The organism is Jejubacter calystegiae, from assembly GCF_005671395.1.
GTDB lineage: Bacteria > Pseudomonadota > Gammaproteobacteria > Enterobacterales > Enterobacteriaceae > Jejubacter > Jejubacter calystegiae.
In genome coordinates this window covers 698,812-712,483 of the sequence record NZ_CP040428.1, presented here as the reverse complement: position 1 = coordinate 712,483, position 13,672 = coordinate 698,812, and the positions used below count along the sequence as shown (strand labels likewise).

Annotated in this window: 24 protein-coding genes; all 24 read left to right on the top strand. The window is 52.4% G+C overall.

The features are described from left to right. The first annotated feature begins 9 nt into the window (after positions 1-9). On the top strand, positions 10-420 hold the full coding sequence (gene rplP, locus FEM41_RS03340; protein WP_008927134.1) for a 50S ribosomal protein L16: 411 nt from the start codon (positions 10-12) through the stop codon (positions 418-420). After that, on the top strand, positions 420-611 hold the full coding sequence (rpmC, locus tag FEM41_RS03335) for a 50S ribosomal protein L29 (RefSeq protein ID WP_004388609.1): 192 nt from the start codon (positions 420-422) through the stop codon (positions 609-611). The genes rplP and rpmC overlap by 1 nt, the downstream gene beginning before the upstream one ends. Beyond that, positions 611-865, top strand: a complete 255-nt coding sequence (rpsQ, locus tag FEM41_RS03330) for a 30S ribosomal protein S17 (RefSeq protein WP_138094423.1) — start codon at positions 611-613, stop codon at positions 863-865. The genes rpmC and rpsQ overlap by 1 nt, the downstream gene beginning before the upstream one ends. A gap of 171 nt (positions 866-1,036) precedes the next feature. After that, positions 1,037-1,408 (top strand): 50S ribosomal protein L14, encoded by a 372-nt coding sequence (rplN, locus tag FEM41_RS03325; RefSeq protein ID WP_035344535.1) that lies wholly within the window; start codon positions 1,037-1,039, stop codon positions 1,406-1,408. 9 nt (positions 1,409-1,417) lie between these two features. Next, positions 1,418-1,732, top strand: a complete 315-nt coding sequence (gene rplX / locus FEM41_RS03320) for a 50S ribosomal protein L24 (protein ID WP_138094421.1) — start codon at positions 1,418-1,420, stop codon at positions 1,730-1,732. 14 nt (positions 1,733-1,746) lie between these two features. After that, on the top strand, positions 1,747-2,286 hold the full coding sequence (gene rplE, locus FEM41_RS03315; RefSeq protein ID WP_138094419.1) for a 50S ribosomal protein L5: 540 nt from the start codon (positions 1,747-1,749) through the stop codon (positions 2,284-2,286). A 15-nt stretch (positions 2,287-2,301) separates the two neighbouring features. Continuing rightward, positions 2,302-2,607: a 30S ribosomal protein S14 gene (gene rpsN, locus FEM41_RS03310; RefSeq protein WP_138094417.1), complete on the top strand. Its 306-nt coding sequence runs from the start codon at positions 2,302-2,304 to the stop codon at positions 2,605-2,607. A 33-nt stretch (positions 2,608-2,640) separates the two neighbouring features. Further along, entirely contained in the window at positions 2,641-3,033 is a 393-nt protein-coding gene (rpsH, locus tag FEM41_RS03305) for a 30S ribosomal protein S8 (RefSeq protein ID WP_138094415.1), read from the top strand. A gap of 12 nt (positions 3,034-3,045) precedes the next feature. Beyond that, positions 3,046-3,579, top strand: a complete 534-nt coding sequence (gene rplF, locus FEM41_RS03300; protein WP_138094413.1) for a 50S ribosomal protein L6 — start codon at positions 3,046-3,048, stop codon at positions 3,577-3,579. Positions 3,580-3,588: 9 nt separating this feature from the next. After that, entirely contained in the window at positions 3,589-3,942 is a 354-nt protein-coding gene (rplR, locus tag FEM41_RS03295; protein WP_138094411.1) for a 50S ribosomal protein L18, read from the top strand. A 14-nt stretch (positions 3,943-3,956) separates the two neighbouring features. Then, positions 3,957-4,457, top strand: coding sequence for a 30S ribosomal protein S5 (rpsE, locus tag FEM41_RS03290; protein WP_138094409.1), 501 nt, complete (start codon positions 3,957-3,959; stop codon positions 4,455-4,457). A 6-nt stretch (positions 4,458-4,463) separates the two neighbouring features. Continuing rightward, on the top strand, positions 4,464-4,643 hold the full coding sequence (gene rpmD, locus FEM41_RS03285) for a 50S ribosomal protein L30 (RefSeq protein WP_001140434.1): 180 nt from the start codon (positions 4,464-4,466) through the stop codon (positions 4,641-4,643). Positions 4,644-4,646: 3 nt separating this feature from the next. After that, on the top strand, positions 4,647-5,081 hold the full coding sequence (gene rplO / locus FEM41_RS03280) for a 50S ribosomal protein L15 (RefSeq protein WP_138094407.1): 435 nt from the start codon (positions 4,647-4,649) through the stop codon (positions 5,079-5,081). A gap of 7 nt (positions 5,082-5,088) precedes the next feature. Beyond that, positions 5,089-6,420: a preprotein translocase subunit SecY gene (secY, locus tag FEM41_RS03275; RefSeq protein ID WP_138094405.1), complete on the top strand. Its 1,332-nt coding sequence runs from the start codon at positions 5,089-5,091 to the stop codon at positions 6,418-6,420. Between the two features lie 28 nt (positions 6,421-6,448). Further along, a complete protein-coding gene (rpmJ, locus tag FEM41_RS03270) occupies positions 6,449-6,565 on the top strand; it encodes a 50S ribosomal protein L36 (RefSeq protein ID WP_000868187.1) in 117 nt (38 codons plus the stop codon). A gap of 146 nt (positions 6,566-6,711) precedes the next feature. Next, on the top strand, positions 6,712-7,068 hold the full coding sequence (gene rpsM / locus FEM41_RS03265) for a 30S ribosomal protein S13 (protein WP_138094402.1): 357 nt from the start codon (positions 6,712-6,714) through the stop codon (positions 7,066-7,068). A 16-nt stretch (positions 7,069-7,084) separates the two neighbouring features. After that, positions 7,085-7,474: a 30S ribosomal protein S11 gene (rpsK, locus tag FEM41_RS03260; RefSeq protein WP_116938351.1), complete on the top strand. Its 390-nt coding sequence runs from the start codon at positions 7,085-7,087 to the stop codon at positions 7,472-7,474. Positions 7,475-7,505: 31 nt separating this feature from the next. Beyond that, positions 7,506-8,126 carry a 30S ribosomal protein S4 gene (gene rpsD, locus FEM41_RS03255; protein ID WP_138094400.1) on the top strand — a complete coding sequence of 207 codons (621 nt, stop codon included), beginning with the start codon at positions 7,506-7,508 and terminating at the stop codon, positions 8,124-8,126. 25 nt (positions 8,127-8,151) lie between these two features. Next, a complete protein-coding gene (locus tag FEM41_RS03250) occupies positions 8,152-9,141 on the top strand; it encodes a DNA-directed RNA polymerase subunit alpha (RefSeq protein WP_138094398.1) in 990 nt (329 codons plus the stop codon). Between the two features lie 40 nt (positions 9,142-9,181). Continuing rightward, complete coding sequence (gene rplQ / locus FEM41_RS03245) at positions 9,182-9,568, top strand: 50S ribosomal protein L17 (RefSeq protein WP_138094396.1); 387 nt, start codon at positions 9,182-9,184, stop codon at positions 9,566-9,568. Positions 9,569-9,676: 108 nt separating this feature from the next. Next, a complete protein-coding gene (locus tag FEM41_RS03240; RefSeq protein ID WP_138094394.1) occupies positions 9,677-10,045 on the top strand; it encodes a DnaJ family domain-containing protein in 369 nt (122 codons plus the stop codon). Between the two features lie 81 nt (positions 10,046-10,126). Continuing rightward, positions 10,127-10,366 (top strand): alternative ribosome-rescue factor A, encoded by a 240-nt coding sequence (locus FEM41_RS03235; protein WP_138094392.1) that lies wholly within the window; start codon positions 10,127-10,129, stop codon positions 10,364-10,366. A gap of 267 nt (positions 10,367-10,633) precedes the next feature. Further along, a complete protein-coding gene (locus FEM41_RS03230) occupies positions 10,634-12,013 on the top strand; it encodes a glycoside-pentoside-hexuronide (GPH):cation symporter (protein ID WP_138094390.1) in 1,380 nt (459 codons plus the stop codon). Positions 12,014-12,031: 18 nt separating this feature from the next. Continuing rightward, complete coding sequence (locus FEM41_RS03225; protein WP_138099096.1) at positions 12,032-13,645, top strand: glycoside hydrolase family 43 protein; 1,614 nt, start codon at positions 12,032-12,034, stop codon at positions 13,643-13,645. Positions 13,646-13,672 lie beyond the last annotated feature (27 nt).

The window sequence follows — 13,672 nt, the reverse complement described above, 5'->3', positions numbered from 1 at the left end:
GCGTCGCTGATGTTACAACCAAAGCGTACAAAATTCCGTAAAGTGCACAAAGGCCGCAACCGTGGTCTGGCTGCCGGTACGGATGTTAGCTTCGGCACTTTCGGTCTCAAAGCTGTTGGCCGTGGTCGTCTGACTGCCCGTCAGATCGAAGCAGCACGTCGTGCAATGACCCGTGCAGTTAAGCGTCAGGGTAAGATCTGGATCCGTGTATTCCCGGACAAACCGATCACCGAGAAGCCGCTGGAAGTGCGTATGGGTAAAGGTAAAGGCAACGTGGAGTATTGGGTTGCCTTGATTCAGCCGGGTAAAGTCCTGTACGAGATGGACGGTGTGCCGGAAGAGCTGGCCCGTGAAGCATTCAAGCTGGCAGCAGCGAAACTGCCCATCAAAACCACCTTTGTAACTAAGACGGTGATGTAATGAAAGCAAAAGAGCTGCGTGAAAAGAGCGTTGAAGAGCTGAACACCGAGCTGCTTAACCTGCTGCGCGAGCAGTTCAACCTGCGTATGCAGGCGGCAAGTGGCCAGCTGCAACAGACTCACCTGTTGAAGCAAGTGCGTCGTGATGTCGCACGCGTTAAGACTTTACTGACTGAGAAGGCGGGTGCGTAATGACCGATAAAATCCGTACTCTGCAGGGTCGTGTTGTTAGCAACAAAATGCAGAAATCTGCCGTTGTTGCTATCGAACGTTTCGTGAAGCACCCGATCTACGGTAAATTCATTAAACGTACGACTAAACTGCACGTACACGACGAGAATAACGAATGCGGTATCGGCGACGTGGTAGAAATCCACGAGTGCCGTCCGATTTCCAAGACCAAGTCCTGGACTCTCGTTCGCGTTGTAGAGAAAGCGGTTCTGTAATACAGTACCTCTTTCATACAAGATAAACGGCCCAGCGATGGGCCGTTTATTTTTTCTACCCATAGCAGGCCGGTGGTGTTATAATGCCGCGCCCTTGATTATGGGGCTTTCTAACGACCTGTTTATATTAGGTCCCGAAGTAGTAGTAGTTGACATTAGCGGAGCACTGAAATGATCCAAGAACAGACTATGCTGAACGTCGCCGACAACTCCGGCGCGCGTCGCGTAATGTGTATCAAGGTTCTGGGTGGCTCGCACCGTCGCTACGCAGGCGTCGGCGACATCATCAAAATCACCATCAAGGAAGCAATTCCTCGTGGCAAGGTGAAGAAAGGCGATGTGCTGAAGGCGGTAGTGGTGCGCACCAGGAAGGGTGTTCGTCGCCCTGACGGTTCTGTCGTTCGCTTCGATGGCAATGCTTGTGTTCTTCTGAACAATAACAGCGAGCAGCCGATCGGTACGCGTATTTTTGGGCCGGTTACTCGTGAACTTCGTTCTGAGAAGTTTATGAAAATCATCTCTCTGGCACCAGAAGTACTCTAAGGAGCGAACATGGCAGCGAAAATCCGTCGTGATGACGAAATTATCGTGCTGACCGGCAAAGATAAAGGTAAGCGCGGTAAAGTAAAAAATGTCCTGACTTCTGGTAAGGTCATCGTTGAAGGTATCAACCTGGTTAAGAAACACCAGAAGCCGGTTCCGGCTCTGAACCAGCCGGGTGGCATCGTTGAAAAAGAAGCTGCAATCCAGCTTTCCAACGTTGCGATCTTCAATGCGGCAACCGGTAAAGCGGACCGTGTAGGCTTTAGATTTGAAGACGGCAAAAAAGTCCGTTTCTTTAAGTCTAATGGCGAAACAATCAAGTAATTTGGAGTAGTACGATGGCGAAACTGCATGATTACTACAAAGACGAAGTAGTTAAAAAACTCATGACAGAGTTTAACTACAATTCTGTCATGCAAGTCCCTCGGGTCGAGAAGATTACCCTGAACATGGGTGTTGGTGAAGCGATCGCTGACAAGAAACTGCTGGATAATGCAGCAGCGGATCTGGCAGCTATCTCCGGTCAAAAGCCGTTAGTCACCAAAGCACGCAAATCTGTTGCAGGCTTCAAAATCCGTCAGGGCTATCCGATCGGCTGTAAAGTAACTCTGCGTGGCGAACGCATGTGGGAGTTCCTTGAGCGCCTGATCACCATTGCTGTACCGCGTATCCGTGACTTCCGTGGCCTGTCCGCGAAGTCTTTCGACGGTCGTGGCAACTACAGCATGGGTGTCCGTGAGCAGATCATCTTCCCGGAAATCGACTATGACAAGGTCGATCGCGTTCGTGGTCTGGATATCACCATTACCACCACTGCGAAATCCGATGATGAAGGCCGCGCTCTGCTGGCAGCCTTTGACTTCCCGTTCCGCAAGTAAACCAGGGTTACGTTCATGGCTAAGCAATCAATGAAAGCTCGCGAAGTTAAGCGTGCCGCACTGGCCGATAAATACTTCGCTAAACGCGCTGAACTGAAAGCAATCATTTCAGACGTGAACGCTTCCGACGAAGATCGTTGGAATGCCGTTCTCAAGCTGCAGACTCTGCCGCGTGATTCCAGCCCGTCCCGTCAGCGTAATCGCTGCCGTCAAACAGGTCGTCCGCACGCATTCCTGCGGAAGTTCGGGTTGAGCCGTATTAAGGTCCGTGAAGCCGCTATGCGCGGTGAAATCCCGGGTCTGAAAAAGGCTAGCTGGTAATTGTCACCAATTGAATCACGGGAGTAAAGACAGATGAGCATGCAAGATCCGATCGCGGATATGCTGACCCGTATCCGTAACGGTCAGGCCGCGAACAAAGTTGCGGTCACCATGCCTTCCTCCAAGCTGAAAGTGGCAATTGCCAAAGTGCTGAAGGAAGAAGGTTATATCGAAGATTTTAAAACTGAAGGCGACACTAAGCCTGAACTGGAACTGACTCTTAAGTATTTCCAGGGCAAGGCTGTGGTAGAGAGCATTCAGCGTGTCAGCCGCCCGGGCCTGCGCATCTATAAGCGAAAAGATGAGCTGCCGAAAGTTATGGCCGGTCTGGGTATTGCTGTCGTTTCTACCTCTAAAGGTGTTATGACCGATCGTGCAGCGCGCCAGGCTGGTCTTGGTGGCGAAATTATCTGCTACGTAGCCTAATCGGAGGAAAAAATGTCTCGTGTTGCTAAAGCACCGGTCGTTATTCCTGCCGGCGTTGACGTTAAAATCAACGGTCAGGTTATTACGATCAAAGGTAAAAACGGCGAGCTGACTCGTACTATCAACGATGCTGTTGAAGTGAAGAATGCCGACAATGCGCTGACCTTCGGTCCGCGTGACGGCTTCACTGATGGCTGGGCACAGGCGGGTACCGCTCGTGCACTGCTGAACTCAATGGTTATCGGTGTTACCGAAGGCTTCACTAAGAAGCTGCAGCTGGTTGGTGTAGGTTATCGTGCAGCGGTTAAAGGCAATGTGCTGAACCTGTCTCTGGGTTACTCACATCCGATTGACCATCAGCTGCCGGCAGGCGTTACTGCTGAATGTCCGACTCAGACTGAAATCGTGCTGAAAGGCGCTGATAAGCAGGTGATCGGCCAGGTTGCTGCTGACGTGCGCGCCTACCGTCGTCCTGAGCCGTATAAAGGCAAGGGTGTTCGTTACGCCGACGAAGTCGTGCGTACCAAAGAGGCTAAGAAGAAGTAAGGTAACACTATGGATAAGAAATCTGCTCGTATCCGTCGTGCGACCCGCGCACGCCGCAAGCTCAATGAGCTGGGTGCGACTCGCCTGGTGGTACATCGTACCCCGCGTCATATTTACGCCCAGGTAATCGCACCGAACGGTTCTGAAGTTTTGGTAGCCGCTTCTACTGTAGAAAAAGCTATCTCTGAGCAACTGAAGTACACCGGAAACAAAGACGCTGCCGCCGCTGTCGGTAAAGCTGTCGCTGAGCGCGCTCTGGAAAAAGGCATCAAAGATGTTTCTTTCGACCGCTCTGGTTTCCAATATCATGGTCGTGTCCAGGCACTGGCAGATGCTGCCCGTGAAGCTGGCCTTCAGTTCTAAGGTAGAGGTGTAAGATGGCTCACATCGAAAAACAAGCTGGCGAACTGCAGGAAAAGCTGATCGCGGTGAACCGCGTATCTAAGACTGTTAAAGGTGGCCGTATTTTCTCCTTCACCGCTCTGACTGTAGTGGGTGATGGTAACGGTCGCGTAGGTTTTGGTTACGGTAAAGCCCGTGAAGTTCCGGCAGCGATCCAGAAAGCGATGGAAAAAGCCCGTCGCAACATGATTAACGTCGCGCTGAACAACGCTACCCTGCAGCACCCGGTTAAAGGTGTTCACACGGGTTCTCGCGTGTTCATGCAGCCGGCTTCTGAAGGTACCGGTATCATCGCCGGTGGTGCAATGCGCGCCGTCCTGGAAGTCGCTGGGGTTCATAACGTTCTGGCTAAGGCCTATGGTTCCACTAACCCGATCAACGTGGTTCGTGCAACCATCGATGGTCTGGAGAACATGAATTCCCCGGAAATGGTCGCTGCCAAGCGTGGTAAATCCGTTGAAGAAATTCTGGGGTAATTGACCATGGCAAAGACTATTAAAATCACTCAAACCCGCAGCGCTATCGGTCGTTTGCCGAAACATAAGGCAACGCTGCTTGGCCTGGGTCTGCGTCGTATTGGTCACACCGTAGAGCGTGAGGATACTCCTGCTGTACGCGGTATGGTCAACGCGGTTTCCTTCATGGTTAAAGTTGAGGAGTAAGAGATGCGTTTAAATACTCTGTCTCCGGCCGAGGGCTCCAAGCGCGAAGGTAAGCGTCTGGGTCGTGGTATCGGTTCAGGCCTCGGTAAAACCAGTGGTCGTGGTCACAAAGGTCAGAAGTCTCGTTCTGGCGGTGGCGTACGTCGCGGTTTCGAGGGTGGCCAGATGCCGCTGTACCGTCGTCTGCCGAAGTTCGGCTTCACCTCTCGCAAAGCTATGGTTACCGCAGAAGTTCGTCTGTCTGACCTGGCTAAAGTGGAAGGCGACGTAGTTGACCTGAACACGCTGAAAGCAGCTAACATTATCGGCATCCAGATCGAGTTCGCGAAAGTGATCCTGGCTGGTGAGGTAACTCGTCCGGTAACCGTTCGCGGTCTGCGTGTCACCAAAGGTGCGCGTGCTGCTATCGAAGCTGCTGGCGGTAAAATCGAGGAATAAGTAGCAGATGGCAAAGCAACCGGGATTAGATTTTCAAAGTGCTAAAGGCGGCCTCGGCGAGCTGAAACGCAGACTTCTGTTTGTTATCGGTGCGCTGATCGTGTTCCGTATTGGCTCTTTTATTCCGATCCCTGGTATTGATGCCGCTGTACTTGCCAAACTGCTCGATCAACAGCGTGGCACCATCATTGAAATGTTCAACATGTTCTCTGGTGGTGCCCTGAGCCGTGCTTCTATCTTCGCGCTGGGTATCATGCCGTATATTTCGGCATCGATTATTATCCAACTGCTGACGGTGGTTCATCCCGCCCTGGCTGAGCTGAAGAAAGAAGGGGAGGCTGGCCGTCGTAAGATTAGCCAGTACACCCGTTACGGAACGTTGGTGTTAGCGATATTCCAGTCGGTCGGTATTGCGACCGGTCTGCCGAATATGCCTGGGATGCAGGGTCTGGTGATTAATCCGGGCTTTGCGTTCTATTTCACCGCTGTTGTTAGTCTGGTCACGGGAACCATGTTCCTGATGTGGCTTGGCGAACAGATTACAGAGCGGGGTATCGGTAACGGTATCTCAATCATAATCTTCGCGGGTATTGTCGCGGGTCTTCCGCCGGCGATCGCCCACACTATCGAGCAGGCGCGGCAGGGCGACCTGCACTTCCTCCTGTTGCTGTTGGTTGCAGTATTGGTATTCGCCGTGACCTTCTTCGTGGTGTTTGTTGAACGTGGTCAACGCCGCATTGTGGTGAACTACGCCAAACGCCAGCAGGGCCGCCGCGTCTATGCTGCACAGAGCACACATTTACCGCTGAAAGTGAATATGGCAGGGGTCATCCCGGCAATCTTCGCTTCCAGTATTATTCTGTTCCCGGCGACCATCGCGTCGTGGTTCGGGGGCGGAACGGGTTGGAACTGGCTGACAACAATTTCGCTGTATTTGCAGCCTGGGCAACCGCTTTATGTGTTACTCTATGCGTCTGCAATCATCTTCTTCTGTTTCTTCTACACGGCGTTGGTTTTCAACCCGCGTGAAACAGCAGATAACCTGAAGAAGTCCGGTGCATTTGTACCAGGAATTCGTCCGGGAGAGCAAACGGCGAAGTATATCGATAAAGTAATGACCCGCTTGACCCTGGTCGGCGCGCTTTACATTACCTTTATCTGCCTGATCCCGGAGTTCATGCGTGATGCGATGAAAGTGCCGTTCTACTTCGGTGGGACCTCACTGCTTATTGTCGTCGTGGTCATCATGGACTTTATGGCTCAAGTGCAAACTCTGATGATGTCCAGTCAGTACGAGTCTGCATTGAAGAAGGCGAACCTGAAAGGCTACGGTCGTTAAGGCGCCTGAGAAGTTACGGAGAGTAAAAATGAAAGTTCGTGCTTCCGTCAAGAAATTATGCCGTAACTGCAAAATCGTTAAGCGTGATGGTGTCATCCGCGTGATTTGCAGTGCCGAGCCGAAGCATAAACAGCGTCAAGGCTGATTATCTCGCATATTTTTCTTGCAAAGTTGGGTTGAGCTGGCTAGATTAGCCAGCCAATCTTTTGTATGTCTGTACGTTTCCATTTGAGTATCCTGAAAACGGGCTTTTCAGCATGGGACGTACAAATCTAATAGTAGGAGTGCATAGTGGCCCGTATAGCAGGCATTAACATTCCTGATCACAAACATGCTGTAATCGCGTTAACCGCTATTTATGGCGTCGGCAAAACCCGCTCCAAGGCCATCTGTGCCGCTGCGGGCATCGCTGAAGATGTTAAGATCAGTGAGCTGTCTGAAGAACAGATCGACACGCTGCGTAACGAAGTAGGTAATTTCGTCGTAGAAGGTGATTTGCGCCGTGAAGTAACCCTGAGCATCAAGCGTCTGATGGACCTTGGTTGCTACCGTGGTTTGCGTCATCGTCGTGGTCTGCCGGTTCGCGGTCAGCGTACCAAGACCAACGCACGTACCCGTAAGGGTCCGCGTAAACCGATCAAGAAATAATCGGGGTGATTGAATAATGGCAAAGGCACCTATTCGTGCACGTAAGCGTGTAAGAAAGCAAGTCTCTGACGGCGTGGCTCATATCCATGCTTCTTTCAACAACACCATCGTTACCATTACTGATCGTCAGGGTAACGCTCTGGGTTGGGCAACTGCCGGTGGTTCCGGTTTCCGTGGTTCTCGTAAATCTACGCCGTTCGCAGCTCAGGTAGCAGCAGAGCGTTGCGCAGAAGCCGTGAAAGATTACGGTATCAAGAACCTGGAAGTTATGGTTAAGGGACCGGGTCCGGGCCGCGAATCTACCATTCGTGCTCTGAACGCCGCTGGTTTCCGCATCACGAACATTACTGATGTGACTCCGATCCCTCACAACGGTTGTCGTCCGCCGAAAAAACGTCGCGTATAACGCCCGTTTTTAGGAATGTTGGAGAAAGAAAATGGCAAGATATTTGGGTCCTAAGCTCAAGCTGAGCCGTCGCGAGGGCACAGACCTGTTCCTTAAGTCTGGCGTTCGCGCGATCGATACCAAGTGTAAAATTGAACAGGCTCCTGGCCAGCACGGTGCGCGTAAACCGCGTCTGTCTGACTATGGTGTACAGTTACGTGAGAAGCAGAAAGTTCGCCGTATGTATGGCGTTCTGGAACGTCAGTTCCGTAACTACTACAAAGAAGCAGCGCGTCTGAAAGGCAACACCGGTGAAAACCTGCTGGCTCTGCTGGAAGGTCGTCTGGACAACGTTGTATACCGTATGGGTTTTGGTGCCACTCGTGCAGAAGCACGTCAGCTGGTAAGCCACAAAGCTATCATGGTAAACGGTCGTGTTGTTAACATCGCTTCTTATCAGGTTAGACCGAGCGACGTTGTATGCGTACGTGAGAAAGCTAAAAAGCAGTCTCGCGTTAAGGCCGCTCTGGAGCTGGCCGAGCAGCGTGAAAAGCCTACCTGGCTGGAAGTTGATGCTGGCAAGATGGAAGGCACGTTCAAGCGTAAGCCGGAGCGTTCTGATCTGTCTGCGGACATTAACGAACACCTGATCGTCGAGCTTTACTCCAAGTAAAGCTTAGTACCAAAGAGAGGACACAATGCAGGGTTCTGTGACAGAGTTTCTAAAACCGCGCCTGGTAGATATCGAGCAAGTGAGTTCGACGCACGCCAAGGTGACCCTTGAGCCTTTAGAGCGTGGCTTTGGCCATACTCTGGGTAACGCACTGCGCCGTATTCTGCTTTCATCGATGCCGGGTTGCGCGGTGACCGAGGTTGAGATTGATGGTGTACTTCATGAGTACAGCACCAAAGAAGGCGTTCAGGAAGATATCCTGGAGATCCTGCTCAACCTGAAAGGGCTGGCGGTGAAAGTTCAGGGCAAAGATGAAGTTATTCTTTCTCTGAATAAATCTGGCATTGGCCCTGTAACCGCAGCCGATATCACCCATGACGGTGATGTCGAAATCGTCAAGCCGCAGCATGTGATCTGCCACCTGACCGATGAAAACGCATCTATTAGCATGCGTATCAAAGTTCAGCGCGGCCGTGGTTATGTTCCGGCGTCTGCCCGAATTCATTCGGAAGAAGATGAGCGCCCGATCGGTCGTCTGCTGGTCGACGCCTGCTACAGCCCTGTAGAGCGTATTGCCTACAATGTTGAAGCAGCGCGTGTTGAGCAGCGTACCGACCTGGACAAGCTGGTCATCGAAATGGAAACCAACGGCACTATCGATCCTGAAGAGGCGATTCGTCGTGCGGCAACCATCCTGGCCGAACAACTGGAAGCTTTCGTTGACCTGCGTGATGTACGTCAGCCGGAAGTGAAAGAAGAGAAACCAGAATTCGATCCGATCCTGCTGCGCCCTGTTGACGATCTGGAATTGACTGTCCGCTCTGCTAACTGCCTTAAGGCAGAAGCTATCCACTACATCGGTGATCTGGTACAGCGTACCGAGGTTGAGCTGCTTAAAACGCCTAACCTGGGTAAAAAATCTCTTACCGAGATTAAAGACGTGCTGGCCTCTCGTGGTCTGTCTCTGGGCATGCGCCTGGAAAACTGGCCGCCGGCAAGCATTGCTGACGAATAACCGGATCGCAGGTTAAGGTTTTACTGAGAAGGATAAGGTCATGCGCCATCGTAAGAGTGGTCGTCAACTGAACCGCAACAGCAGCCATCGCCAGGCTATGTTCCGCAATATGGCAGGCTCTCTGGTTCGTCATGAGATCATCAAGACGACCCTGCCGAAAGCGAAAGAGCTGCGTCGCGTAGTTGAGCCGCTGATTACTCTTGCCAAGACCGACAGCGTAGCTAATCGTCGTCTGGCATTCGCCCGTACTCGTGATAACGAGATCGTGGCAAAACTGTTTAACGAGCTGGGCCCGCGTTTCGCGAGCCGTGCAGGTGGTTACACTCGCATTCTGAAGTGTGGCTTCCGCGCAGGTGATAACGCACCGATGGCATACATCGAGCTGCTGGATCGCCCTGAGCCGCAAGCAGAAGCTGCTGCAGAGTAATCTGCCGCATGTAAAAAAACCCGCCCCGGCGGGTTTTTTTATATCTGGCGTTTTCCTCCGCCCCTGAATCCTCGTATCCTTATTTCATAACTCCCACGGAGATTCGCGATGTGGCTGATTGATGAATGGGCCGAGCGCCATATCCAGGAAGCGCAACGTAAGGGCGAACTGGACTCCCTGCCAGGCAGCGGTGAACCGCTTGAGCTTGATGATGACTCTCATGTTCCCTCTGAGCTACGTGCCGGTTACCGGTTATTAAAGAATGCCGGCTGTCTGCCACCAGAACTGGAAATGCGTAAAGAAGCTATCGAACTTGCTGATTTACTGAAGGGGATCCATCAGTTACACCCGGACTATAAGGCGGTGAGTAAACGTCTTTCCCTGCTGGAACTGCGTCTGCGGCAGGCTGGCATTAGCACCGATTTCCTTTATGGCAACTACGCCGATAAACTACGACAGCGCTTGCCTGAAGAGTAATGCTGACGCCTGTTGCGGCACTCGATACCGCGGCGCATAATAGCGCCGATTCCGTAATACCATCATGATGAGGTTTATTCTATGAGTCGCTATCAGCATAAACGCGGCAAGATTCAGGACAATGCCCTGGAGGCTTTGTTGCACGATCCGCTCTTTCGCCAGCGGATAGAAAAGAACAGCAAGGGCAAGGGGAGCTATAAACGTAAGGCTAAACATGGCGGTAAGGGTTGGCAGGAGGCCAGTGGCAAGCAAGCGATGCGCTTTTTTACCACTGGTCTTCTCCCCCTTCGGTCCCAGCTTCTTCTTATCCCTTCTTTCTGATCCCACGTTCCGATAATCTCCGGTTATCATATAATAACACAATGATATTTAAGGGTTTTATTCCCTGTCCTCTATCACAAAAACCAAAAAACGTAATACCCAAACCAGAATTGATGGCTGTTGCAGCGGGCTAACTCTTTTCATACTGCCCTGGCCGGAAGCGCCCAGGTGCCCGGCATAAAAGGTGCGTTTCTTACAGAATGCCAGTCGCTGTATCACCCATTTTGTAGATTCCTTTAATCCACTTACTTCTGGTTGGGGGCCGAAATGGCGTTAACGCTGAAAGATAAGATTGGTTACGGTCTGGGGGACACCGCCTGCGGATTTGTCTGGCAGGCAACCATGTTTCTGCTGGCCTATTTCTATACGGATGTCTTTGGCCTGTCGGCTGGAGTGATGGGCACGTTATTTCTGATCTCGCGGATCCTGGATGCTGTCACCGATCCGCTGATGGGACTGCTGGTTGACCGTACCCGAACCCGCTATGGGCAGTTCCGCCCTTATCTGCTCTGGGGCGCGATCCCGTTTGGTATCGTCTGCGTCATGACCTTCTACACGCCCGATTTTTCGCAGACCGGCAAGATAGTTTATGCCAGCGTGACCTATATCCTGCTGACCCTGGTCTATACCTTTATCAATGTTCCCTACTGCGCGATGCCCGGCACGCTTACCAACGATCCCAAACAGCGCCATGCGCTGCAGTCCTGGCGCTTTTTTCTGGCGGCGGCGGGCGCGTTAGCGATTAGCGGTATCGCCTTGCCGTTGGTTGGCCTGATTGGCAAAGGCGATGAGCGGCTGGGGTATTTTGGCGCGATGTGTGTGCTCGGTATTACTGGTGTAGTTCTGCTGTATATCTGCTTTTTCACTACCCGCGAACGCTATCAGTTTGCTCCTCAGCCAGGGGCTTCGGTGACGCGCGATCTTCGATTGCTGTTGGGCAATGGTCAGTGGAGAATTATGTGCGCTTTCAAGATGATGGCGACTTGCTCAACAGTGGTTCGCGGTGGTGCCACCCTCTATTTTGTGAAATATGTGATGGATCATCCTGCGCTGGCAACGCAGTTTCTGCTCTATGGCAGTATTGCCACTATGTTTGGCTCTCTTTGCTCCTCCCGCTTACTCGGGCGTTTCGATCGCCTTGTGGCATTCCGGTGGATCATCGGTATCTATTCATTGATTAGTCTGCTGATTTTCTTTATTCCGGCCGAGAGCATTGCCATGCTTTTTGCCCTGAATATTCTGTTCCTGTTTATCTTTAATACCACCACGCCTCTGCAGTGGCTGATGGCCTCTGATGTGGTTGATTATGAAGAGAGCCGCAGTGGTCGTCGTCTGGACGGTCTGGTGTTTTCCACCTATCTCTTCAGCCTCAAGATCGGTCTTGCGATTGGCGGCGCGCTTATTGGCTGGATCCTGGCCGCTGCCAATTACTCTTCCAGCGCTGTGACCCAGCCGGAGAACGTAGTGACCTCAATCAGGTTACTGTTCTGCATTGTCCCCGTCATTCTCTATGCCGGTATGTTCGTTATGTTGCATCTCTACAAACTGGACAGCCGCAGAGTGGAAGAGATTAGCCGCCAGTTAGAGAAAAAACGCCAGCAGCAGTCGGAAGCGCCAGCCTCCTCTGCGGTTGCAGTTTCCAGTTAACGATTACCGGGAGAAATGATGTCCACTATTACCAATCCTGTACTGAAAGGCTTTCATCCCGATCCGTCCATTTGCCGGTGCGGAGAGGATTACTACATTGCCACTTCCACGTTCGAATGGTTCCCCGGCGTACGGATCTATCACTCCAGGGATCTCAACAACTGGACGCTTGCAGCCTGCCCTCTGGATCGCGCATCGCAGCTCGATATGCGGGGTAACCCCGATTCTGGAGGTATCTGGGCACCCTGTCTGAGCTACGCGGATGGTCTGTTCTGGCTGGTATATACCGACGTTAAGGTGGTCGATTCGCCCTGGAAAAACGGACGAAACTACCTGGTGACTGCCCCCTCAATCGAGGGGCCATGGAGCGAACCGATTCCAATGGGTAACGGCGGTTTCGACCCTTCTCTGTTTCACGATAGCAACGGGCGTAAATATTACCTGTATCGCCCCTGGGGACCGCGCCATCATAGCGATCCCCACTGCACGATCGTGATGCAGGAATATTTTCCGCAGGAGCAGCGGTTATCCCCGGAACGTCGAACATTGTTTACCGGTACGACGCTGCGCTATACCGAAGGCCCGCATCTGTACCAGCGTGATGGCTATTACTATCTGGTGGTGGCGGAAGGCGGAACCAGTTATGAGCATGCTGTGGTGGTATTACGGGCCAGAGCGCCGGAAGGCCCTTATGAACTGCATCCTGATACCGTCATTATGACGACCTGGGACCAGCCCGAACATCCATTGCAGAAAAGCGGCCACGGCTCGCTGGTCGATACGCCCAACGGCGAGTGGTTTATGGCCTATCTGACCAGTCGACCCTTACGCTTGCCAGGGGTTCCGCTACTGGCTGTCGGAGGCCGCGGCTACTGCCCACTGGGGCGTGAAACCGGCATTGCCCGGATCGCCTGGCAGGATGGCTGGCCTTATGTAGAAGGGGGAAAACATGGCGGTGTGCAAATCCAGGGGCCGGAAACGGCAAACCGTGATGCATCTCCAGACGAAGCGTGGCGTGATGACTTTATCGATTCGACACTCGATCCTGCACTCCAGACCTTGCGCATTCCATTTGACGATCGCCTGGGGTCGCTGAGTGCCCGTAAGGGCTTTCTGCGTCTATACGGTAATGACTCCCTGGTCTCAACCTTCGCTCAGTCTACCGTCGCCCGGCGCTGGCAGCACTTTCGCTTTCAGGCTGAAACCTGCATGCAGTTCGATCCTGCCCATTTTCAGCAGAGCGCGGGAGTGACCTGTTATTACAACACCAAAAACTGGAGCTACTTCTTTATGGATCGGGAAGAAGGCCGGGGTCGAACGCTGAAGATTATTCAGCTGGATCGTAATGTTCCGTGCTGGCACCTGTATGAAGAACCGATCCCGGTGCCGGAGGAGGTTTCCGCCGTCTGGCTGAGAGTGGAGGTTGATCACCTCAGCTATCACTATAGCTACTCGTTCGATGGTGAAAACTGGCAGCGGGTCGCGCTGAGTTTTGAAGCCTGGAAGCTGTCAGATGATTATATCGGAGGGCGAGGATTCTTTACCGGCGCCTTTGTCGGGCTGCACTGCGAAGATATTAGCGGCGATGGCTGTCACGCTGACTTCGATTATTTTAGTTATTTACCGGGATAATATGTGAAAGTCTGGCGGCTACGGTCG